Origin of the sequence: Pseudomonas sp. BGI-2 (assembly GCF_004310295.1) — a bacterium.
GTDB lineage: Bacteria > Pseudomonadota > Gammaproteobacteria > Pseudomonadales > Pseudomonadaceae > Aquipseudomonas.
In genome coordinates this window covers 144,887-167,063 of the sequence record NZ_SISB01000002.1, presented here as the reverse complement: position 1 = coordinate 167,063, position 22,177 = coordinate 144,887, and the positions used below count along the sequence as shown (strand labels likewise).

At 58.1% G+C, this 22,177-nt stretch carries 16 protein-coding genes; 9 read left to right on the top strand and 7 right to left on the bottom strand.

The features are described from left to right. Positions 1-11 precede the first annotated feature (11 nt). The 7 genes from urtE to ureC all read left to right on the top strand — a co-directional run bounded on the left by urtE (position 12) and on the right by ureC (position 5,251). Positions 12-710: an urea ABC transporter ATP-binding subunit UrtE gene (gene urtE, locus EYC95_RS02005; protein WP_131058866.1), complete on the top strand. Its 699-nt coding sequence runs from the start codon at positions 12-14 to the stop codon at positions 708-710. 30 nt (positions 711-740) lie between these two features. Continuing rightward, positions 741-1,580, top strand: a complete 840-nt coding sequence (locus EYC95_RS02000) for an urease accessory protein UreD (RefSeq protein ID WP_131058865.1) — start codon at positions 741-743, stop codon at positions 1,578-1,580. 138 nt (positions 1,581-1,718) lie between these two features. Then, complete coding sequence (gene ureA / locus EYC95_RS01995; RefSeq protein ID WP_131058864.1) at positions 1,719-2,021, top strand: urease subunit gamma; 303 nt, start codon at positions 1,719-1,721, stop codon at positions 2,019-2,021. Positions 2,022-2,030: 9 nt separating this feature from the next. Then, on the top strand, positions 2,031-2,564 hold the full coding sequence (locus tag EYC95_RS01990; protein ID WP_131058863.1) for a GNAT family N-acetyltransferase: 534 nt from the start codon (positions 2,031-2,033) through the stop codon (positions 2,562-2,564). A gap of 6 nt (positions 2,565-2,570) precedes the next feature. Further along, positions 2,571-3,104, top strand: a complete 534-nt coding sequence (locus EYC95_RS01985; RefSeq protein WP_131058862.1) for a GNAT family N-acetyltransferase — start codon at positions 2,571-2,573, stop codon at positions 3,102-3,104. After that, complete coding sequence (locus EYC95_RS01980; RefSeq protein WP_008146494.1) at positions 3,104-3,409, top strand: urease subunit beta; 306 nt, start codon at positions 3,104-3,106, stop codon at positions 3,407-3,409. Before EYC95_RS01985 ends, EYC95_RS01980 begins: the two co-directional genes overlap by 1 nt. A 141-nt stretch (positions 3,410-3,550) precedes the next feature. Next, complete coding sequence (gene ureC / locus EYC95_RS01975) at positions 3,551-5,251, top strand: urease subunit alpha (RefSeq protein ID WP_131058861.1); 1,701 nt, start codon at positions 3,551-3,553, stop codon at positions 5,249-5,251. A 48-nt stretch (positions 5,252-5,299) separates the two neighbouring features. Here the strand turns inward: ureC and EYC95_RS01970 are convergent, their stop codons facing one another. Then, a complete protein-coding gene (locus tag EYC95_RS01970) occupies positions 5,300-10,588 on the bottom strand; it encodes a dermonecrotic toxin domain-containing protein (protein ID WP_131058860.1) in 5,289 nt (1,762 codons plus the stop codon). 236 nt (positions 10,589-10,824) lie between these two features. Between EYC95_RS01970 and EYC95_RS01965 the strand changes: the two genes are divergently transcribed. Continuing rightward, on the top strand, positions 10,825-11,952 hold the full coding sequence (locus EYC95_RS01965) for a sensor histidine kinase KdpD (RefSeq protein WP_131058859.1): 1,128 nt from the start codon (positions 10,825-10,827) through the stop codon (positions 11,950-11,952). 157 nt (positions 11,953-12,109) lie between these two features. Here EYC95_RS01965 and EYC95_RS01960 read toward each other — a convergent pair whose 3' ends face one another. Together EYC95_RS01960 and EYC95_RS01955 are read right to left on the bottom strand one after the other, a co-directional pair. Next, the gene (locus EYC95_RS01960) at positions 12,110-12,415 is read right to left on the bottom strand and encodes a chaperone modulator CbpM (protein WP_131058858.1); all 306 of its coding nucleotides are present in this window, start codon (positions 12,413-12,415) and stop codon (positions 12,110-12,112) included. Positions 12,416-12,438: 23 nt separating this feature from the next. Further along, positions 12,439-13,389, bottom strand: coding sequence for a DnaJ C-terminal domain-containing protein (locus tag EYC95_RS01955; protein ID WP_131058857.1), 951 nt, complete (start codon positions 13,387-13,389; stop codon positions 12,439-12,441). A 297-nt stretch (positions 13,390-13,686) separates the two neighbouring features. Here EYC95_RS01955 and EYC95_RS01950 point away from each other — a divergent pair, with 297 nt between their 5' ends. Continuing rightward, positions 13,687-14,961 (top strand): Hsp70 family protein, encoded by a 1,275-nt coding sequence (locus tag EYC95_RS01950; RefSeq protein ID WP_033055595.1) that lies wholly within the window; start codon positions 13,687-13,689, stop codon positions 14,959-14,961. A gap of 135 nt (positions 14,962-15,096) precedes the next feature. Here EYC95_RS01950 and EYC95_RS01945 read toward each other — a convergent pair whose 3' ends face one another. The 4 genes from EYC95_RS01945 to EYC95_RS01930 all read right to left on the bottom strand — a co-directional run bounded on the left by EYC95_RS01945 (position 15,097) and on the right by EYC95_RS01930 (position 22,109). After that, the gene (locus tag EYC95_RS01945; protein ID WP_131058856.1) at positions 15,097-16,110 is read right to left on the bottom strand and encodes an AI-2E family transporter; all 1,014 of its coding nucleotides are present in this window, start codon (positions 16,108-16,110) and stop codon (positions 15,097-15,099) included. Positions 16,111-16,356: 246 nt separating this feature from the next. Continuing rightward, a complete protein-coding gene (locus EYC95_RS01940; RefSeq protein WP_131058855.1) occupies positions 16,357-16,662 on the bottom strand; it encodes a PsiF family protein in 306 nt (101 codons plus the stop codon). Positions 16,663-16,760: 98 nt separating this feature from the next. Then, a complete protein-coding gene (locus EYC95_RS01935; RefSeq protein ID WP_256656898.1) occupies positions 16,761-21,179 on the bottom strand; it encodes a dermonecrotic toxin domain-containing protein in 4,419 nt (1,472 codons plus the stop codon). Positions 21,180-21,326: 147 nt separating this feature from the next. Beyond that, positions 21,327-22,109 (bottom strand): helix-turn-helix transcriptional regulator, encoded by a 783-nt coding sequence (locus EYC95_RS01930; protein ID WP_178083811.1) that lies wholly within the window; start codon positions 22,107-22,109, stop codon positions 21,327-21,329. Positions 22,110-22,177: the final 68 nt, after the last annotated feature.

Sequence of the window (22,177 nt, the reverse complement as noted above, 5' to 3'; positions counted from 1 at the left end):
AGAATTCGAACATGCTGCAAGTCGACAAGCTGCACCAGTATTACGGCGGTAGCCACATCCTGCGGGGCCTGACGTTTGAGGTGAAGGTCGGTGAAGTCACCTGCCTGCTCGGGCGCAATGGGGTGGGCAAGACCACGCTGCTCAAATGCCTGATGGGTTTGCTGCCGGCCAAAGAAGGCGCGGTGAATTGGGAAGGCAAACCGATCACCACGTTCAAGCCACACCAGCGGGTGCATGCCGGGATCGCTTATGTGCCTCAGGGTCGGGAAATTTTCGGCCGGCTGACCGTGGAAGAAAACCTGCTGATGGGCCTGTCGCGATTTCCCGGCAGCGAGGCCAAGGAAGTCCCGGCGTTCATCTACGAGCTGTTCCCGGTGCTGCTGCAAATGAAGCAACGACGCGGCGGCGACTTGTCCGGTGGCCAACAGCAGCAATTGGCGATTGGTCGCGCACTGGCGAGCCGTCCACGGTTGCTGATTCTCGATGAGCCCACCGAAGGCATCCAGCCGTCGGTGATCAAGGAGATCGGCGTGGTGATCAAGAAGCTTGCGGCCCAGGGTGACATGGCGATTCTGTTGGTGGAGCAATTCTACGATTTCGCCGCCGAACTGGCCGATCAATACCTGGTGATGTCCCGGGGCGAGATCGTGCAGCAAGGTCTCGGCGAAAACATGGAAGCCGAGGGTGTACGCGGTCTGGTTACGATCTAGTCTGTAACGTCCTGACGATAATTAGAAAATATGAATTTACCTGTACCCACTGTCCTGTTCACCCCCAGCTGGCACGCCGAGCTGGAACTGGGCTACGCCCGTTTCGGCGACAGCACACGCCCGGTCCTGCGCCGACACAAAGGTCCATTGCGGGTGCAAAAGCATTTGTATGCCGAAGGCCCCGAGGTGTGCCAACACATCATCGTCCATCCGCCCGGGGGTATTGCGGGCGGGGATCGACTGGATATCTCGGCCAGCGTCGGCACGCACGCCTGGGCGCAAATCACCAGCCCGGGTGCCGCCAAGTGGTATCGCGCGGCGGGGCCCGCCTATCAGCGGCTGACATTGAAAGTGGCGCCCGGTGCGACACTGGAATGGCTGCCACAAGAGACGATTATCTTCAGCGGCGCTCAGGCCGAGCTCAGCACCTCCATTGATCTGGAGGGCGACGCACGGTTGTTTTACTGGGACGTTGTGGCACTGGGCCGCCCGGCCAGTGGCGAGCGCTTCGACCTCGGTCACTTTCAGGCGCAACTGGATATCCGCCGCGACGGCCAGTTGCTCTGGCACGAACGCCAGCGCATTGTCGGGGATGACAGTCTGCTCGACTCGCCGATTGGCCTGGATGGGCAACCGGTGTTTGCGACGTTGCTGGTGACGGGGGAGATTGATCGCGAGCTGCTGGAAACCTGTCGCTCGCTGCCCAATGACGTGCGCGGGGATTTGACGCAATTGCCGGGGCTTTTGGTGGCGCGGTGTCTGGCCAGTGAAGCGTTGTTGGCGCGGGGCTGGTTGATTGATTTGTGGCGTTTGCTCAGGCCTGCGTTGCTCGGCCGCGAAGCCTTGCCCCCAAGAATATGGAGCACCTGAAATACGATTCCTGTAGGAGCGAGGCTTGCCCGCGAAGAACGATAACGCGGTCTCCCTGTTAAACCGAGGCGCACCCTTCGCGGGCAAGCCTCGCTCCTACAGAAAGCTTTTTTAACTGCCGATTATGGATTCCAAACGATGGACCTGACCCCACGCGAAAAAGACAAGCTGCTGATCTTCACCGCCGGCCTCGTGGCCGAGCGGCGTTTGGCGCGCGGCGTGAAACTCAATTACCCGGAAGCCATGGCCTACATATCCGCAGCGCTGCTCGAAGGTGCGCGTGACGGCCAGACCGTGGCCGACCTGATGCACTACGGCACCACCCTGCTCAGCCGCGAACAAGTGATGGAAGGCATCTCGGAAATGATTCCGGAGATCCAGGTTGAAGCGACCTTTCCCGACGGCACCAAACTGGTCACCGTTCACCAACCGATCGCTTGAGGCCGCGCCATGAATTACTCCATTCGCAATGCAGCGCATGCCGACTTGCCGGCGATCCGCGACATCTACAACGACGCCGTGCTCAACACCACGGCCATCTGGAACGAACAGGCCGTGGACCTGGGCAACCGCCAGGCCTGGTTCAGCGCACGGCAAGCCCAGGGTTATCCGATCCTGGTGATTGTCGACGGCGATAACAGCGTGCTGGGCTACGCTTCATTTGGCGACTGGCGGCCGTTCGACGGTTTCCGCCACACCGTCGAGCACTCGGTCTACGTACGCGGTGATCAGCGTGGCAACGGTCTCGGCCCGCAATTGATGACGGCGCTGATCGAGCGCGCCAAAGGCTGCGGTAAACATGTAATGGTCGCAGCCATCGAAAGCGGCAACGCTGCTTCCATTCGTTTGCATGAACGGGCCGGTTTCGTGATCACCGGTGAGATGCCGCAAGTGGGCACCAAATTCGGCCGCTGGCTGGACCTGACTTTCATGCAACTGACCCTCAATCCTGGCGCGGAGCCGCCACCCGCCAACAAGGAGTAACTCCCGATGAACGCCGCTCAACTGCGCCGCGTCAATGTTGAAAGCTTTGCGCACTATCGTCAGGGTTTGATTGACCTGCTGCTCGACGCCGTCGGCTATGGCGCCAGTGTCGGGTTCATGGCCAATCTGGACGCCGCTGCGGCCCGCGCCCATTTCGATGACGTTCAGGACAACCTGAACAAGGGCAACGTGCTGCTGTGGGTGGTGGTCAAGGACGAGCAAGTGCAGGCCAGTGTGCAATTGACCCTGTGCCAGAAGGCCAATGGCCTGAACCGTGCCGAAGTGCAGAAGCTGCTGGTGCGTGAACATGCGCGCCGTCGGGGTCTGGGCCAACAGTTGATGAGCGCGCTGGAACAGGCCGCGCTCCAGCACAAGCGCGGCATGCTTTACCTCGACACCGAGGCCGGCTCCCCCGCTGAAGATTTCTACAAAGCCCTGGGTTACACCAAAGCCGGTGAAATCCCCGACTATGCCTGCGACCCGACCGGCCAGTACAAACCGACCGCCCTCTACTACAAGATTCTCCAGGGGGCCCACTGATGATTCCCGGTGAATACCAGATCCAGCCCGGCGACATCGAACTCAATGTGGGCCGCCGCACTGTCAGCCTGAAAGTGGCCAACAGCGGCGACCGGCCGATCCAGGTCGGCTCGCATTACCACTTCTTCGAAACCAACGACGCCCTGACCTTCGACCGCGCGGCCAGTCGCGGCATGCGCCTGAACATCCCCGCCGGCACCGCCGTGCGCTTCGAGCCGGGGCAGAGTCGTGAGGTTGAGTTGGTGGACCTGGCCGGGCATCGCCGGGTGTTCGGGTTTGCCGGACGGATCATGGGTGACCTCTAACAAAAGTGGTGTCTGTTCTGGCCCCTTCGCGGGCAAGCCTCGCTCCTACAATTGATCGCCTACCCCTGTAGGAGCGAGGCTTGCCCGCGATAGCGAGCTATGCGAGCGGTCTCAAATCCAATTGAATCTCAAGGCATGCCCATGAAAATCTCAAGACAAGCCTACGCCGACATGTTCGGCCCCACCGTCGGTGACAAGGTCCGCCTGGCCGATACCGAGCTGTGGATCGAGGTGGAAAAAGACTTCACCACCTACGGCGAAGAAGTGAAATTCGGCGGCGGCAAAGTCATCCGCGACGGCCAGGGCCAAAGCCAACTCCTGGCCGCCGAAGTCGTCGACACCCTGATCACCAACGCGCTGATCATCGACCACTGGGGCATCGTCAAAGCCGATGTCGGCCTCAAGGACGGTCGCATTACCGGCATTGGCAAGGCCGGCAACCCGGACATCCAGCCGAACGTGACCATCGCGGTCGGCGCCAGCACCGAAGTCATTGCCGGTGAAGGCATGATCCTCACCGCTGGCGGTATCGACACGCACATCCACTTCATCTGCCCGCAACAGATCGAAGAAGCGCTGATGAGCGGCGTCACCACCATGATCGGCGGCGGCACCGGCCCTGCCACCGGCACCAACGCAACTACCTGCACGTCCGGTCCGTGGCATCTGGCGCGAATGCTTCAAGCGGCGGATGCGTTCCCGATGAACATCGGCCTCACCGGCAAGGGCAACGCCAGCCTGCCGGAGCCGTTGATCGAACAGGTCAAGGCCGGCGCCATCGGACTCAAGCTGCACGAAGACTGGGGCACCACCCCGGCGAGTATCGACAACTGCCTGACCGTCGCCGACCAATACGACGTGCAGGTCGCGATCCACACCGACACCCTCAACGAATCGGGCTTCGTCGAAACCACCCTCGCTGCCTTCAAGGGTCGCACCATCCACACCTATCACACCGAAGGCGCGGGGGGCGGTCATGCCCCGGACATTATCAAGGCCTGCGGCTTCGCCAACGTGCTGCCGAGTTCGACCAACCCGACCCGGCCGTTCACCCACAACACCATCGACGAACACCTCGACATGCTGATGGTCTGCCACCACCTGGACCCGAGCATTGCCGAAGACGTGGCCTTCGCCGAAAGCCGCATCCGCCGTGAAACCATTGCCGCCGAAGACATCCTGCACGACCTCGGCGCGTTCTCGATGATCAGCTCCGACAGCCAGGCCATGGGCCGCGTCGGTGAAGTGATTACGCGCACCTGGCAGACCGCCGACAAGATGAAAAAGCAGCGCGGCCCGCTTCCCGGTGATGGCGAGAGCAACGACAACTTCCGCGCCAAACGCTACATCGCCAAGTACACGATCAACCCGGCGATCACCCATGGCATCAGCCATGAAGTGGGCTCGGTCGAAGTGGGAAAATGGGCGGATCTGGTGCTGTGGCGTCCGGCGTTTTTTGGCGTCAAACCGACCTTGATCCTCAAGGGCGGCGCCATCGCGGCCAGCCTGATGGGCGATGCCAATGCGTCAATTCCGACACCGCAACCGGTGCATTACCGTCCTATGTTTGCCAGCTACGGCGGCTCGTTGCACGCCACCAGCCTGACCTTTATCAGTCAGGCAGCGCAGGCGGCCGGGTTGCCTGAAGCCCTGGGTTTGAAGAAGAAAATCGCGGTGGTCAAAGGTTGCCGCGACGTGCAGAAAACCGACCTGATTCATAACGACTACCTGCCGAACATTGATGTCGACCCGCAGACTTATCAGGTCAAGGCTGATGGGGTTTTGTTGTGGTGTGAGCCAGCGGAGGTGCTGCCGATGGCTCAGCGTTACTTCCTGTTTTGATCATTCGAGGGGCCTGACACGCCAGGCCCCTGCGGAAAACAACCGCGATCAGGTGTTCGGCTGCACGGCAAAAGGGATTTCTTCCCGTTGCAGTTTTGCCCGGTCGATCGCCTGCTGCGTGAGGGTTTTGACCAATGCCTTTTTGTCTTCATCGATGACATTCAACTCAGCGGCATATTCCGCTTCGGTCATGACCCGTCCCGGCGCAAACGCGCTTTCCGGCTTGTTCAATTCAGCGCCGAGCACCCGGAGTTCTTCCTTCAACCGAGCCTTTTGCTCAAGGGAAAGCGTGGTGTCGGTCGCGCGTTCGTCCAACGCCATGTAGAACTCTGTCGTGGCATCGATCCGGCGCCTGATGCCTTTGAAAGCACTTCGGTTGGAACCCTCGACGTAGGAAGACCAGAACGGCTGCTCGATGAGCAAATCACCGAGCAGCTCACCTTCCTCAAGGTCCAGCACACGGCGGTACGCAGACTCGATCATCGCGGGCGTGACGCCGGCGATCTTTCTGAACTGCATTTTCCGAGACTGCCAGGGCAGATCCAGCTGATCGGCAAGATCCGTCATGAATGCCAGGTGAACTTCAACCTCATCAATCGTGCCCGTCACCTCGCCCGTCGCATCAAGGCGCCTGAACTGCTCGCCCTGCGCCTCGCGCTCGGCAATCGTTTTGCGGGCGATCCTGCTCAATTCATCCAGACGTGACTTGCCCCGCGCCAGCGACACCAGCTCACCCTCGACCAACGCGGGATTTGCCAGTTCATAGGCCTCATGAATCAGCACCTCCATCCCCATGGCGTTGAACAGCTGCGCGCCGGCATCGACGCACGCCGTGGGCACGGTGGACATCGTGAAGAGTTTTTGGCGCAGCTCGGTATTTTTGGCCATGGCCTCGAGCATTCGCCAGACCTTGGCAGTTACATCGACACGGAACCCAGGGTCGCGCTTGAAATGCCCCGACTCGGTGAGTTTACGAATTTCATTGAAAAACCCGACCGAGCCGATCTCATCCTCGACGCTGTTCCAGACCTTTTGTTTCGCCACCCACTCCGGCCGGGTCAAGCCGGCCTCCCAGTCGAGACTGTCGCGCACGCCACGAGGCGGATACGGACGGTCCGGGTCCATACCGACGGATTCGATGTACTCCCTGAGCAACTGCAGATTGGACTCCGCCAACCACTGCGGTTCCCGGTTCAACACCGTGCGGGCCAGCAGTTCTGCCTGGACGGACCCTCGGGGCACCGTCGGGATCTGCGTGATTTCGTTACCCTGCAAATCCAGGTAAAAATGCCGAAACCGCGGTTGTGCGAACAACCCATCCGGCCAGGTAGGAATGCCCGTGTCCGCCAGGATCAGCGTATGTAGCATCATCATGCTGCCAATATCCGGGACTTGCCCCAGAGGATTGCCGAGCAAATCCAGGCTCTCGAGCCGTATCAGGTTGCGCAGGTCAGCTATCCCTCGCGCATCCAGAACGATACGGTTTCCTCGCAGGGACAACTCTGTCAGTTTGCGCATCCAACTGACGGGACGAGGAAACCGGGTGAGCGCATTGCCGTTGACGTTGAGCGAACGCAAACGGGGGAAATGATCGAGGAAGGAAACATGCGCATCGGTCAGTTGAGTCCGGTTCAGATTGAGGCGGGTGACGTGATCGAAATTACCCTCCAGTGCGGGCAGGGTGCCCAGATGACGCCCCAGCGGAAAGTTTTCCAGGTCGAGCACAGCGCCTTGCAAATCGCCGAACGAATCCACATCGCGCAACCCGGTGTGCTGCCAGCACTCCCTGACCGCTTTGTATAACGCGTTTCTGGACTGCCATTCGGCGATGCCCGCAGGCGTGAAGCGAAACGCTGCGGTCGGCGAGTTCAGCCAGCGTTGAAAATTGGCGTTGAGCCGATCGAACTCCGCTTCGAGTGCGCTCGCCCTCTGCTCCAGACTGACGTCGCTTCCACCCGCCTGCAAATAAGCCAAGGCCTCGTCCTCCGTCCATCCGGGACGCACGACACGGACTCGCTCTTGCGGCGTCATTGCCCCGGTGACTTGACGCACCCCCTGCGAAACCCCGCGCATGCCGCCACGTAGACGCATCGTGGCAGGGTCGTACGTCGGCTTGCGTATAGGGTTATCCGCGAGAAGGGCACTGAACGTGTCTCGTGGCAACGGCGCTTTTTGAATGGCGTGCTTGAGCGTGGCGCCTTGATTGATGTGATACCCCAGCGCGTTTCGTTCGGCATCAGGCAGGGCATGCAACACCGAGGCGTAAAGATTATCGGCGCCGTGCAAATGAAGATCATCGGCATCGCGTGCCTGGTACTGACCGTCCTCGCTGACCAGGATTCTGCGCTGGGCAGCATCTGCCGGGCCGACGCTGTTGCGCAACGGTCCGTCGAATGAGTATTCGCGGATTTCGATCCGAACGTTTTCGGGCCAGTGGGGCAATGCTTGCAACGAGTGCAACGCCAGCCGTTCGGTGTCCACTCCGTACACCGAATCGAGGAACAGCCCTTCATAAGCGCGCGCGGTTCGTATCGCCTGTAAGGTGACTCTCACACGTTCCTTGAGCTGCAAAGGGATGCGTGACGGTTCGGTGATGTTCGCCAGGTCTTGCGGTTCGATGTCGGCCAGCAACTCCCGGGCAATCGCCGTGGGGAGTCCGCTGAACGCGTCCTGGAGCACCAGCACTTGCGGGTTGTTGGTCTGTTGCAGACGACGATTTAGCGCGTCAAACAGAGGCCCGCGCCGGATACCTGCCCGCCCGGCAAGCTGGTTTTTCAAGGCATCGATGCGGATTTTCGCGTCAGTTGAAATGCCCTGCCCGAGCATCGCGTGGATGTCGGTCTCGTTCGCAAACTTCACGGCAAGCTCTGGCAGTTTTCCTGCACGGACCTCGGCACGGCTTACCTTCAGCGTGTTGGCCGGCAACGCATCGATGTTGCCAAACTTTATTGAGCTTCCCCCGTGCCCGGCGCCATCAACGAGTTCGATACTTTTTTGCTCGGGCCATCTCGGTAGTTCAACCAGCAACCGGGGCACCTGCTCGATGAACGCTTCCGGCACCTCATTGAGCCTTATCTGCCCGGGCAGCTTTTGCACATCAGCCCAGATCCTGAAGCGCTCGATGGTGTCGTTCAGCAACGCTGGCGGCGGATCGCCGACGACATGCAACCTGCGCAATTCGTCCTCCTCCAGTCCACTGACCAGACGAATCTGCTCCAGCGTGTTATCGGGAAAACCCTCGACCGTCGGCCCCATGCGCCGCATGAGTGTGGTTTTGTCCCACTCGAGGGGGCGGTCGAGTTCTGTCTTCCACACGCCGGCACCGCTGTGCTCCAGTTTCGGTTGATAAGCCTGCGGCCGGTTCGGATGACGCAAACGTGGCTGGCCAGTGCCTGGATCACTTATGACTTCGAAGTGTTTGTCTTCATGCTTGAGGATGTCTTTTTCGCTGTGCCGGAACAGCCCCAGCTCGTTCGGCTTCGCCTCATTGGGCAACGCCACGTCGTGCGCGTAGGGCGAAAGGTCCGGGTTCCACAGACGCGTCTTGCCGTCAGGCCGCTCAACCTTTTTCAACTGGTCGATAAAAGCCGATGGTTTGACAGACGCAGCCGCACCGGAGGGCAAGACATGCCCGGCCGCCATGATTGCCAACTGCGCGAAATTGACCATGACACCGGTAAGGTGGGCCGCCGCTTCTTCCTTGTCGCCCTTGCTCCAGTCTTCGATGCCTTCCATGGTTTCGAAGAGCATCTGCCCGACCATAATGGCCAGCATCGCTTCGCCCAGGTAGGGAACCAACATGGCGCCAAAGTTGAACACGTTCCAGCCGATGTTCAGGTAACTGTTCAGGCGATTCCAGCGGGTGGTGGCGTCTTCATCGCCGGTCGGCACGGCGATTTGCCGCGCATCTGCAATCGCTTTCGCCCTGCGCCACTGGCCCATTTGCAGCCAAAGATCGCCGGGGATGATATTAGTGACAGGCTCTGGATCGGGGTTCTCGACCGCGGCTTCTCGCCACCACGGCCCCATGTCCAGGGGTACACGCTGTTGCCAGGTGTACGTCGAGAGGCGCTCGCGAACCCGGGCAAAAAATCTGCCCTTGTCTTTTTGCGCCACAAAACGGCTGAAAAACTCTTGATAGCTGGGTGAGCGCAACTGGCCCGTCAGTTCTTTCATGAAATCAGTGAAGGACGCGTACTCTTTGAAGGGATGCTCAGGATCATCGGGGACATACACAATCAACGTCCCGTCGAGACGACTTTGTTGATAAACATCATTCTTTTGCAACATGGCGTCGACGAGACCACTGGGGCCATTGGCGAAAAACGCCTCGAGCAACTTGAACTGTTCAAACTCCTGTCCCGGGAGCAGGGTCAGACGGCGCGACCAATCCAGCATTGTTCGTTGATGCTGTGGAATGAGATCGTCGTAAATTCTTTTGATTTTAGAAGGGTCTGCTACAGCGCTGAACAACACAATTCCGGCCAGCCTGAAACCCATGATCGAAAGCCGATGGCATTGCAAGGGACGGCGCCCCATCAAAATGCCTGGTTCATTGTCACGAATCTGCCGAAGTTTCCCGTAGCCATGGGAAGTGATGTCTTTTTTCAGATAAGCGATAAGCGCCGACTCATTGAAAGCGGCTTTTTCACTGACCGTACATTGCCGCACAACTGTCGCTTTGCCTGCGGCCTCTTCGGGTTCCAGTAATGCCTTGATGTGCTGCTGATATTGCGCACCGATATCGAGCGCCCGACACAGGGCAGCAAATCTTCCAACCGTCAGCGCATGTCGCTGAAGTTCATTTTCGTTACCCCTGATGAAGATGCCTGAACCCTCGCGAAACGCGCCCTCCTGCGTTTCGGGCTGTTCAAAATTATGCAATGCAGCTTCCAGTAATGAGGACTGTCTGAGTCGACTGGCATTGGTATCGATGCCAATAGCCAGTTTGGCCGGGATGTACAGTCGAATCAGCGTCGCGTTGACGTCCAGTTCCAGATTCAATTGCTCTTTCAATGCCTGAACAAGCAAGGGCTCGGCAAAGGCATGAATGTTTTGCTGCACATTCTCCAGCGTATCGTCCAATGAACCCTGGACGCGCCAGTGCTCGTCAATCAACGCCTTGAGGTACTGGCGATCAATGGCGCTTGAATTCAAATACCATTCAGGAAATTCCGGTTTCGAATGGGCCAATGCGACAAGGCGCGAGGCGGGTGCGTCTTTTATCGGCGTGGGCAGTTTGCTCAGAAGATAATCACGATAAACATCGCGCGCGCCCTCTGCTCCTACATACCCGGTAATTATCTGTAACGCCGGAGTATCCGAATGCTCGTTCATTTCGCAAATCCTTATGCGATGAAAGGAGCGACCAGATTATTGATTGGCTGCAAAAACAAAAGATCAAAAAACAGTGCTGAAATCAGGAATACATCGAGAACGCATTCGATTTCAGAATCTGAAAAACAGGTAAATACCACCCGAACGCAGCCAAAAGAGCCCCACCGCGCAATGGTAGTTTTTAGCGGGCAGCAAAGGGGCTAAGATGCGCCAGACTTCCCATCAGGAAACCGGCCATGCGCCTACCCGAATTCATCAGGCAACACGTGGACCGTATCGTCGATGAATGGGAGCAGTTCGCCAGCACCATCACCCCGGCGGCCGAGCACATGGACAGGGTCGCCTTGCGCGATCACGCCAAGGCCATTTTGCTGGCCGCGGCGCGAGACATGACCACCGCGCAAACCTCCAGCGAACAGATGGCCAAGGCCAAGGGCGAAGGCCCGGAAAAAACCCCGAGCCTGGACGAGGCCGCCGCCAGTCATGGCGAGTTGCGGCATACCGCGGGGTTTGATCTGGTGCAGATGACGTCGGAGTTCCGTCATTTGCGCGCGTGTGTCATCCGTTTGTGGGTCGCCAGCCTGGAATCACCGGACCTGGCCTATTTCCAGGACATGATCCGTTTCAACGAAGCCATTGACGAAGCACTCGCCGAATCCACTGCGGCCTACGCCGAGCAGGTCAATCGTTCGCGGGATATCTTTCTGGCAATACTCGGGCATGACCTGCGGGCACCGTTGCAAGCGGTGAGCATGTCCACCGAATTGCTGATGCGCAAAGTAACGCTTGAAGGCGATGCACTGGCCTGCGCGATCAATATCAAGCAGGGCGCGCGGCACATGGCGGTGATGGTCAGCGATTTGCTGGAGCTGGTGCGCAGTCGCCTGGGTAAAAGCCTGCCGATCGAACCGGCGCCCATGGACCTGGCCGATGCCGCCCATGCGGCGATTGCCGAAGCCTGTGCCGGTAACCCGGAATGCGATCCGACCGTCAACGTAGTGGGAGATACCCGAGGTAACTGGGATGCCGGGCGGGTAGGTCAACTGTTGCAGAACTTGATCGGCAACGCGTTGCAGCATGGATTGAACAAACGTGACGTAACGGTGACCCTTACAGGCGAGCCAGACACGGTTCGCCTCACGGTGCATAACTACGGCGTTCCGATTTCCGAAGACGCGATTGGCACGATTTTCGATCCGATGGTGCGCAGCGTTGACGAAGAGCTCGGCCAGCCATCCACCAGCCTTGGCCTGGGGTTGTTTATCGTCAAGGAAGTGGTGGATGCGCACGGTGGGACGATTGAGGTCAGCTCCAGTGAGGCTGATGGCACGATGTTTACCGTGGTGTTGCCCCGGAAGGTATGACGGCTTGAGACCGCGTCATCGTTCTTCGTCGGAACGCCGCCCGGAGCAAGCCCGCTCCCACAATTAACCGAGTTCCTTCAGATGGAATACGGTCGAATGTGGGAGCGGGCTTGCTCGCGAAGGGGCCATATCAGGCAACGCAAAACCATCAGGTCAGCTACTCAACCACCAACCGCCCCAACCGCTGCTTGAGCATGCGATTCTCGGCCCGCAGTTGCTGGACCTCCTCAAGCAGGTCCAGCGCCAGGGCGACGCCTTCCCACTCCAGTTCCAGTTCGCGACGCAGCTTCGCGGCGCGCTTGGCCAGTGCCAGCTCATAATCGTTGAAACGCCAATCCTTGGGCTGCGTGCCCTGAGGTTCGAGGATGCCGTGCTCGACGATTTCGATCACGTAGACGTCCGACAGGTCGGTCGCCTCACAGAATTCTGCCATGTCCAGTTGAACGATCAGGGGGTTGCTCATGATCGGCTACTCCGTCTCTTGGATCAGAAATTTTCTCTCGGGTCGAAAGCGGCTTTTTTCGCCAGTTCCTGCCACAGCGCCTTGACCTCGTCGCTCGAGGTCTTGGGCATGACCGCCTTCAATTGCACGAACAGGTAGCCACGCTCGCCCGCCTTGTTCAGCAGACCGTGCCCCTTGGCGCGCATACGCTGGCCATTCTGGCTGCCGGCCGGCACCTTGAGGTTGATCTTGCCTGTCAGTGTAGGCACTGCCACTTCGGTACCCAGCGCCAACTCCCATGGAGCCAGCGGCAAGGTAATGATCAGGTTCTCGCCTTCGACGTCAAACTTGGGGTGCGGCGCAAAGCGAATGATCAGGAACAAGTCACCATTAGCGCCGCCACCGACACCCGGCGCACCCTGGCCCTTGAGGCGGATGCGCTCGCCGTCGGTCACGCCGGCGGGGATTTTAACGTTCAGGCTTTTGCTGGTGTTGCTGACGTGTTGGCCGGCAGCGTTGTACTGCGGCACCTGGAAGGTGACCTTCTTCGACTCGTTCGAGAGAGTTTCTTCCAGAAAAACCGCTAATTCCATTTCCACGTCTTGCCCTCGACGTCCGGCGCTGCGTCCCGACTGTCCACCACCAAAGCCCGGGCCACGGTTGCCGAAGATCGAACTGAAAAAGTCCGAAAAATCGCCCGTGTCCTGACCGCCACCACCAAAACCACCGCCACCACGACCCTGCCAACCCGGCGGCCCCTGGAACGGTTGGCCGTGCTGGCCGTATTTGCGCAAGTCGTCGTATTCGGCGCGCTTGTCGGCGCTTTTCAGCGCTTCATAGGCTTCCGAGGCGTCCTTGAACTTGGACTCGGCGTCCTTTTCCTTGCTGACGTCCGGGTGGTATTTGCGCGCCAGCTTGCGATAGGCGGCCTTGATCGCCTTATCGTCAGCCGTCGGCTCCACACCGAGAATCTTGTAATAGTCTTTGAAGTCCATCGAGGGAATCACCATCCGTTATCGATATCGCGCCGCCACCGGCAGTCTGCGCTCATTGCCAGCCGCCAGGTTGACCGATCTCAAGTTGTTGACCGGGCAGCGCATCAGAAGTTTATCGGCAGCGGCGGGCGGTTCTTGCGACCGTCCTGTGGCTGCCAGGCCCAATGCAGACAAGTTTGGGGCAAAGGATAGTCTTTCAAGGCGTTAATAGCTGAGATTTAGCGGATAGTCGGCCTTCGAATATTCGCCGCACTGACATACACTGCGCGGCCGTTTTTTAACCGGAATTCGAAAGACATGAAAAACGCATCTCCAGCCCGTGCCTGTGGTATCGACTTCGGCACGTCCAACTCCACCGTCGGCTGGTTGCGCCCCGGCATGGAAACGCTGATCGCGCTGGAGGACGACAAGATCACTCTGCCCTCGGTGGTCTTCTTCAATATGGAAGAACGCCGCCCGGTGTACGGCCGGCTGGCGCTGCACGAGTACCTGGAAGGCTATGAAGGCCGGTTGATGCGCTCGCTCAAGAGCCTGCTGGGTTCCAAGCTGATCAAGCACGACACCAGCGTCCTCGGCACGGCAATGCCGTTCAAGGACCTGCTCGGTCTGTTTATCGGTCAGCTGAAAAAGCGTGCCGAGACCGCCGCCGGTCGGGAGTTCGATGAAGTGGTGCTGGGTCGTCCGGTGTTCTTCGTCGATGACGACGAAATGGCCGACCAGGAAGCCGAGAACACCTTGGTGGACGTGGCGCGAGCCATCGGCTTCAAGGATGTGTCGTTCCAGTACGAGCCGATTGCAGCGGCATTCGACTACGAGTCGACCATCGAAAAGGAAGAGCTGGTACTGATTGTCGACATCGGCGGTGGTACGTCCGACTTCTCGTTGGTGCGCCTGTCTCCCGAGCGTCGCACCCACGACAACCGTCACGATGACATCCTCGCCACCGGCGGCGTGCACATCGGTGGGACCGACTTTGACAAGCAGCTGAGCCTGCAAGGCCTGATGCCGCTGTTCGGTTACGGCAGCCGCATGAAGAGCGGCGCCTACATGCCGACCAGCCACCACATGAACCTGGCGACCTGGCACACCATCAACTCGGTGTACTCGCAGAAGTCGACCCTGGCCCTGGGCAGCATGCGTTACGACATCGAAGACACGGGTGGCATCGATCGTCTGTTCAAGCTGATCGACCAGCGCGCCGGCCACTGGCTGGCCATGGAAGTGGAAGAAACCAAGATCCAGCTAACCCACGCCGACAGCCGCCACGTGCCGCTGGACCGCATCGAGCCGGGTTTGAGCGTAGAGCTGAGCCGGGCGCTGTTCGAATCGGCCATCGACAACCTGCTGGAGCGCGTGCGCAACAGTGTCACGCAATTGCTGAACGACGCCAACGTGCGCGTCGATCAGGTCGACACGGTGTTCTTCACCGGCGGCTCCAGCGGGATTCCGGCGCTGCGCAACAGTGTGTCGGCGATGTTGCCGAATGCGCGGCATGTGGAAGGGAACATCTTTGGCAGCATCGGCAGCGGATTGGCGATCGAGGCGATGAAGCGTTACGGCACGATGGACTGATCCAAAAGTCCGCGGCGCCTGCTTCGCGAGCAAGCCCGCTCCCACATTTGACCGAGTTCCTCCAGATGGAATGCGGTCGAATGTGGGAGCGGGCTTGCTCGCGAAGAGGCCCTATCAGGCACTACAAATGCAGGATCAAACCATCCCCACCTGCTTCAACTCGCTCTTCAGATACGCGTAATAAATCGGCCCTGCCACCACTCCCGGCAGGCCGAACGCGGCCTCGAACACCAGCATCGCCAGCAGCAACTCCCACGACTTGGCACTGATCTGCCCGCCGACAATGCGCGCGTTGAGGAAGTATTCAAGCTTGTGGATGACAATCAAATAGCCCAGCGCCGCCACGGCCACCCAGATCGACAGCGACAGGCCGACGATGGTGATCAGGGTGTTCGATATCAGGTTGCCGATCACCGGCAGCAGCCCTAACAGGAACGTCAGCACGATCAGGGTTTTGGTCAGCGGCAGCTTGATCCCGAACATCGGCAGGACCACCGCCAGGAAAATCCCGGTGAAGAAGGTGTTGAGCAGGGAAATCTTGATCTGGGCGAACACGATGTTGCGAAACGCCTGGACCAGCAGGTGCAAGCGGTCGAACAGCGCGGCGGCCAATGGCTTGCGCTTGGTCAAGTCCGGCACGCGCTGCAAGGCAATGATCGCCCCCAGCACCATGCCGATCAGCAGCGTCACAAACATGTGCGCCGCGTCCTTGCCGACCAGTTGCAAGTCGCTCAGGTGCTTGCTCATCCACTCGCCAATCGCCACGCGGAACTCGGCGGCGCTGGCGGGCAGATAGACGTCGATGAACGGCGGCAATTGCCCGCGCGCACGGTCGACCACAACCATGAATTTGTCGAGAGATGCGCCGGGGTTTTCCGCTTCGTGCAGCAAAAAGCTGATGGCACCGGCAAAGATCAGCGTCAACACACTGACCACTAGCGTCCCCAATAACGCCACCGCCAGCCAGCGCGCCCGCCGACCTTCGATCAGCCGCTGCAATTGCGGGGTGAGCATGTTGACCAATTCGAACACCAGCAACCCGGCCAGCAGGCTGGGCAGCAGCCGCAGCGGGATCACCAGCAGCAAACCACCAAAAATGATGACCCAACTGATCAGCAGCAAAACGTGGCGTTGAGAAAACGTTGGCATACAGCCTCAAAACGAACGACGTAAAAGGATTGGCAGTCTGCCAGCGTTCGGAGGCCAGCACTAGGGATTGTGTAGGTCGACCTTAGTGGGCATTGGCGACTTCTTGCAGCGTCCATGCCGCCCCCTTCGCGAGCAAGCCCGCTCTCATCCTCAGTCTAAATCCTGCGCAAGACACAAGCGGGCTTGCTCGCGAAGAGGCCTTCACAATCGCCACAAATTTCCCGGCCCCAACAAAGACCGCTCGGTTTACTTTTTCTTCAGGCAATCACTCATGAAGGCTTTACGCGCATCGCCTTTCAAAGCCTGGGTAGCCGCGGTGGCGTTGCAGGTTTTCATCTTCTCTTGCTGCGGGGTTAGGGCTTTGGCGTCATTGGCGGCCGGCGCCGCTTTGAGGCAGGTGCTCATGAAAGTTTTGCGCTCATCGCCCTTGAGGCTTTTTGCGGTAGCGTCAGCGTTGCAAGTGGTCATCTTGTTCTGTTGCTCAGTGGCGGCGAAGCCCTGGGCACAAAGCAGCAAACCGATCATCAACAAAGGGACACGCAACATCTTCATGGAGTTTTCTCCTTGTTGCCGCACCGAGGGGTGCGGCCTCATTCTGGAGTGTAGACAACCCCTGTTACACCTTCATCAACCGAAGCCTCATATGACCCTCAATCGGCATCCGCTTGCGCGTCCAGGATGTCCTTGAAAGCGTCCAGGTATCGATTGTAAGCATCAACCCGGTTTTCAATGACCGACGCGGGCATCCGTTCGAACGAAACCGGTGTGCCACCCTCGACAGCATAGGTTTGCCCAAGCTCACCCAATGACGTCCATTGGGCGTATGCCGCCGCTCCCTTCTTATACAGCTTGTCGATTTTTATCTGCCGGTACGTGTTCGCCTCGGAAACCGCAGGCAATGTCGCCGGGCCTGGCGGTACTTCATTGATAAAGTTGTAATCGGCCACGGCGGGGCCGGGTGGCAGTGTCATCAATGGCGTTCTGTCAAACTGGAAGTAGCCATTGCTGGCCAGGTGCGCAGCGGGGAATTCCGGCCAGGAGTCAGCAACGACCAGTCCATTGAGATTGTTAAAGTCATCACCAATCACCACATATTGATGATCAAAATCGGAGACTTTGACGATATGAATGCTGGACGTCCGGGGTTGGCTGGCGAGGATCGAAAACGTTACCTTCGAGTTCTCCGAGCAGTTGCCGCCCTTGATTTCGATGGCTTTGCGAGCGGCTTCGGCAGTGGTCAGTTTTGCGGTGAACCCGCCGTCCTCCAGGTCCAGCCCTCTGAGACCTTTTATTTTCGCGATTGCCGAACCGCCGTTTTCCCAGATGCTCGGCAACTGATTGCCCGACAAGGGCAAGAGTTCCTTGGCTCGATAGATCGCTTCCTGTGCCATTTTCAAGTTGGCCATGGTTTGAGCCGAAACCTGAATCGGCTGTTCGTTCGTGGCTACGGCTTGGGACAACCACTCTCCATAGCTACTGAAATCGGCTAGCTCCGGACTTGGCGTTACAGCGTTCTCCCGGACTGAGCGAAACAGCGCCTGGTATTCATTTGCGCGCCCGGTCTGTTCCAGATTCCGCGCATTCATGCCCAGGTTTCGTTCCGACTCCGTGAGCGGCACCAGGCCTTCTTCGGTAAATAGACGCCCGGTTAAAGAGTTGAACTGTTCAGGCAGCATCAGCTTCTGCAAATCAGGCAACGCCTCAATACTTTGAACGATTTCCAGGCCCGGCCCGGCCTCGCCGGTAGCATTGGCTGCGTTCAGTGCATCCCCCAGATCGTAGAAGTAATCCTGCGCAAAGCGCTCGTGCATCAGTTTCAGGCCACGCAGGTAATCGAACCGTTTGAACGTTGAAATGGAAGGGTGAAACGCAAGGTCAATCAGCTCCCCGTATAGATTGCCAATCTCTTCCAAGGCAACACGCTCGCCGCCAGCGTTCGGCACACCACCGCGCAGGCGCATGAATCGAGGATCGTAAGTGATGCGGTCAAGAACCGGGAGATCGTCCAGCACCTTCAGCAACTGATAGGGCCTCAACGCATTGTCCCGCAAGGCCAGCTTCAATTTTGGCCCTTGGCCGATATGGATCTTCAGCGCATTACGCTCGGCATCCGGCAACGCCTGCAAAATGGAGGAAAACAAATCCATGCCTGAATGCAGAGCGTTGCCGTCTTCGTCATACGCAACGAACGTCGAATCCTGAAGCTCGACGAGCGTGCGCTGAATCCCCGCGTCGCTCTTGCCGATACTGTCGAGCAGGCTACCACCGTACTCGAACCGCCGGACTTCAATGCGGACATCGGGATTCCATCCGCGAAGATTCTCAAGCGAGTGCAGCGCCAGTCTGTCCATGTCGGAACTGTCGACCGAGTCCAGGTAAAAACCCTCATAAGCGCGACTGATCCGCACATCTCGAAGGCCCCAACGTGCGAGGTTTTCGAGTCTCGCGGGCAACTGCCCGCGCTCAATCGCCTTAACTTCTGAACGTGTGGCGATTGACAGCAACTCGCGGGCGACAGTGCCAGGCAGGCCCGGCACTTTGGTCTGGATCGTTTTTGCGTTGCCACTCGTGGCGACCTCGATACGACGATAACGCGCGTCGAACAGGGATGTGCGCTTGCTCTTGGCCAGCTTTACCAATTCTGCTCGCAGATTTTTGGCGTTCGTTTCGGGTGTGCTGACTTCAATGCGAAATTCGACGTTCAACAAGGTGTTCAGTTGCGCATCATCAAGGTGCGATAACAGCGTCTTGACCAGATCGACGCCGGACAGACGATTGCTGTTTATCCGGATACGTGACCCGCCCGCGCGACCAATGACTCTAAGTACTTCACCACTGGCGTCTACCAGTTCAATCGCCTTGCCGGGCCACACGCCGTCGAGCAGCTGAAATTGCATGTCGGGATCGGCGCATGAATAGTCTTGCGCCTGTTCGCTGCCCAACTGCTCGATGAAGGTTTGAATGTCGCGGTCGATACGGAACCGGGTCACGGTATCGCTGAGTAGAGGCAGGGGCCGTTCATTGTCGGCATACATTCGGCGGATCGCATTGGCATCGGTCTGACTGACCACGCGGATGTCCCCGTAGGATTGGGCTAGTTCACCCATGTCCGGAGAGAGTCGCGCCATCAAGGTCGTGTCATCCCAGGTGTGAGGCTGCTCGCCTTCAATCACGAATGCACCTTCGCCGTTGCTGTTCAACTCGGGCTGATAGGCGTCTGGACGGTTCGGATGTTTAACCCTGTGTTTGCCGGTCTGCCGATCTTTCGTGAGCTCGAAGTGCTTGCTGTCCAGTTTGAGAATCGGCTTGCCTTCATGCTGGTGCAGCCAGGTTTCATCAGGCTTCGAATCCGCAGCGAGGGTCAGGTTATGTTTCTGATAGGGTTCGAGGTCCTGGCTCCACAGGCGTTTTGCACCGCTGGGAAGCGTGACCGGTTTTGTCGACTCGATGAACGATGACAGTTTGGGCAATACCACCTCCCCTCCGATTTTCATGCCGGCGGCGAATGCCACTAACTGGATGACGCTTTCGACAAAACCAATGATGTGCTCGGCCCCTTCCAGGTACAGACCTTCAGCCAGATCCACGATGCCTTCGACGACCTCATTGACCAACTGATAAACCATGTAACCCATCATTATCTCGCCCACACCGGGTATGAACGGACCCACAACCATCAACGCAACATTGAAGATATCGGAGAGCATTTTTTCCAGATTGTCGAACCACGCCCAGCGCTCCATGCGGTCTGCATCTTGCGTCGAGATGACCATCTCCCGGGCATCGTTGAGGATTTTGTTTTGCTGTTGCTGATAGAGATATAGCCAAGGGTCGCCAGTAAATATTGTATCGATGTCGTACTCGAACCGAACGTGGTCGAAGTACAGGCGCGGATTCTCCACGGGCGTTTCGCGCCATACTGGCTGATCGACGCCCCGGACTTTGTCGTGCTGGGTTATTTCTACCAGCGCGGCGTTGAGTGCTGCAAAAAAGTGGCCCCGTTGCTGATGGTCGACAAAACGGCTGAAGAACTGCTGATAGCTGGTAGTGGAATCCGCTGGGTCCTTTGCAGTGTCACGTAACTGGCGAGTGAGCTCGCGGGCGAATTCGGCTTTTGAAGCGTACTCTTTCAGTGGATGTTCCGGATCGTGCGGCACATAGGCAATGACTCGCCGGGCAGCGTCGTTGTTAATATAAAGATCGGGCGCGATCAGCACGATCCCTCTTAACTGAACATCGAGCATTTTCAGCTGATAGTAACGAACGGGAAGCCCCCCCAACTTCGACTCTTTAATATCCTTGAGCAGGCTTTTTACAGCCAGATAGCCCTCAAACGAGATATCTTTTTTCAGCATAGCCAGAGACAAGGCTGCGTTCAGGGCAGCTTTTTGGCTTCTGATAACTTTGCGTTGCAACATGCCACGCGCCACCCCATCGGCGGGACGCACATAGCTTTCAAGAAAAGCCTTATATTGGGCACCGATGTCCAGGCTGCGACAAAGCGCCTTGTACTGTTCAATACTCATTTTGTTGCGGACATCGGTTATGTCGAATTGATTCGATTTGTCGGGCCGAGTAATGAATTGCGAGTCGGAAGTTAATACTTCCTTATCGGAAAAATTATGCAATGCCGCATCAAGCAGCGACACAACACGGGACGCTACCCCGTTATTGAAGTTGTTGGCCCAAGGAGATAAATGGACTGGCGAAAACACCTGTAAAAAAGTTTCTTTGACATTGACGTCAACGCCATATTGATTTTTCAGTGCCTGACGGAGCAGAGGTTCGGCAAAGGCGTGCACATCTTGCGCTTCGCGCAGTATGTGGTCGACATCATTTTGCGCACGCCAACTTTCCTCGATGGCACTTTTGAGAAGTCCATGCTCGATCGATGAGGCCGTTTTAGTCCATTCCGGAAGTGGGGCAATGGCGCCTTTTAATGCGCTTATTCTGTGTGGCGAAGCCTGGTTGATCCACTCTGGAATAGCATTTTTCATAAACTCGTGATGAACGCTTTTTTCTTGCGGCGCGGACATCAGCACTTCACGGATCGGAATAACAGTGGTCACATTCACACTCTGCACAAGTAAGTTAAACAGGAACAGCTTATGCAAACAGCGTACAACGTTAATCCTGCGACCCAATGAAGTGCTTTTCTGATTAATCTGTAAGAAACGTCTCCGCCACAACTTTTAAAACTGTTCTTACGAACTAACTCAGATAACTCGTTGTCGCCGATACTGCTCCGGCGTACACCCGGCCTGACGTTGAAACATCGCGATAAATGCCGAGCCCGTGCTGTAACCCATGTCGAAGGCAATGTTCTGAATGCTGCGCTGACTGTCCAGCGCTTCGATCGCCGCGAGAAATCGCAATCGTTGCCGCCATTCGCCGAAACTCATGCCCAACTCGCGGACAAACTGCCGGGCCAATGTGCGTTCGCTGACATGGATCTGCGCGGCCCAATGCGCCAATGGCCGATTGTCCCCAGGCTCGGCTTGCAGGGCCTCAAGTATCCCAAGCAATCCCGAACTGCTGGCGTATGGCAAATAACACTCGTGGACGGGCGCCTGTTGCAGTTGGTCCACCAGCACTTGCGCCAGACGTGTGTCCGCTTCCTGCTCGGGAATTTTCACGTCGCGGGCGGCGAAGTCCTTGAGGATCGCCTTGAGAATGTCGCTGATTGCCAGCGTGCAGGCTTCCTGGGGCAACGTGCGGCACAACCTCGGCACCAGGCAGACCGCGCGATAGTTGATCGGTTGATTGCTGTAGAAACTGTGCTCGGTCTCGGGCGGCACCCACACGGCGTATTGCGGCGGCGACATAAAGCGGCGGCTGCCGATTTCCATGTGCAGCACACCATTGGCCGAATACTCGAGGGTGCCCCACGGGTGACGATGGGTCGAAGCATATTCGTGGGTATCGAAGTCGGCATAACGGAAGTACACCGGGGACGGCAGTTCCGCGAAGTCGAGCAGGTCGATGTGTTTACTGTTCATGCTGTCCGTCATCAAGGGCAGGTTGTCTGGATCGAAGTATAGGCTTGTATCCAGACACGCGGATAATT

Bases quoted from the DNA above. Each gene is read 5' to 3' on its own strand.
- EYC95_RS01985 (WP_131058862.1), top strand. From the start codon at position 2,571: ATGAACGCCGCTCAACTGCGCCGCGTCAATGTTGAAAGCTTTGCGCAC.
- EYC95_RS01990 (WP_131058863.1), top strand. From the start codon at position 2,031: ATGAATTACTCCATTCGCAATGCAGCGCATGCCGACTTGCCGGCGATC.
- EYC95_RS01970 (WP_131058860.1), bottom strand. From the start codon at position 10,588: ATGAACGAGCATTCGGATACTCCGGCGTTACAGATAATTACCGGGTAT.
- EYC95_RS01980 (WP_008146494.1), top strand. From the start codon at position 3,104: ATGATTCCCGGTGAATACCAGATCCAGCCCGGCGACATCGAACTCAAT.
- EYC95_RS01955 (WP_131058857.1), bottom strand. From the start codon at position 13,389: ATGGACTTCAAAGACTATTACAAGATTCTCGGTGTGGAGCCGACGGCT.
- EYC95_RS01930 (WP_178083811.1), bottom strand. From the start codon at position 22,109: ATGAACAGTAAACACATCGACCTGCTCGACTTCGCGGAACTGCCGTCC.
- EYC95_RS01945 (WP_131058856.1), bottom strand. From the start codon at position 16,110: ATGCCAACGTTTTCTCAACGCCACGTTTTGCTGCTGATCAGTTGGGTC.
- EYC95_RS01960 (WP_131058858.1), bottom strand. From the start codon at position 12,415: ATGAGCAACCCCCTGATCGTTCAACTGGACATGGCAGAATTCTGTGAG.
- EYC95_RS02000 (WP_131058865.1), top strand. From the start codon at position 741: ATGAATTTACCTGTACCCACTGTCCTGTTCACCCCCAGCTGGCACGCC.
- ureC (WP_131058861.1), top strand. From the start codon at position 3,551: ATGAAAATCTCAAGACAAGCCTACGCCGACATGTTCGGCCCCACCGTC.
- EYC95_RS01965 (WP_131058859.1), top strand. From the start codon at position 10,825: ATGCGCCTACCCGAATTCATCAGGCAACACGTGGACCGTATCGTCGAT.
- ureA (WP_131058864.1), top strand. From the start codon at position 1,719: ATGGACCTGACCCCACGCGAAAAAGACAAGCTGCTGATCTTCACCGCC.
- urtE (WP_131058866.1), top strand. From the start codon at position 12: ATGCTGCAAGTCGACAAGCTGCACCAGTATTACGGCGGTAGCCACATC.
- EYC95_RS01940 (WP_131058855.1), bottom strand. From the start codon at position 16,662: ATGAAGATGTTGCGTGTCCCTTTGTTGATGATCGGTTTGCTGCTTTGT.
- EYC95_RS01950 (WP_033055595.1), top strand. From the start codon at position 13,687: ATGAAAAACGCATCTCCAGCCCGTGCCTGTGGTATCGACTTCGGCACG.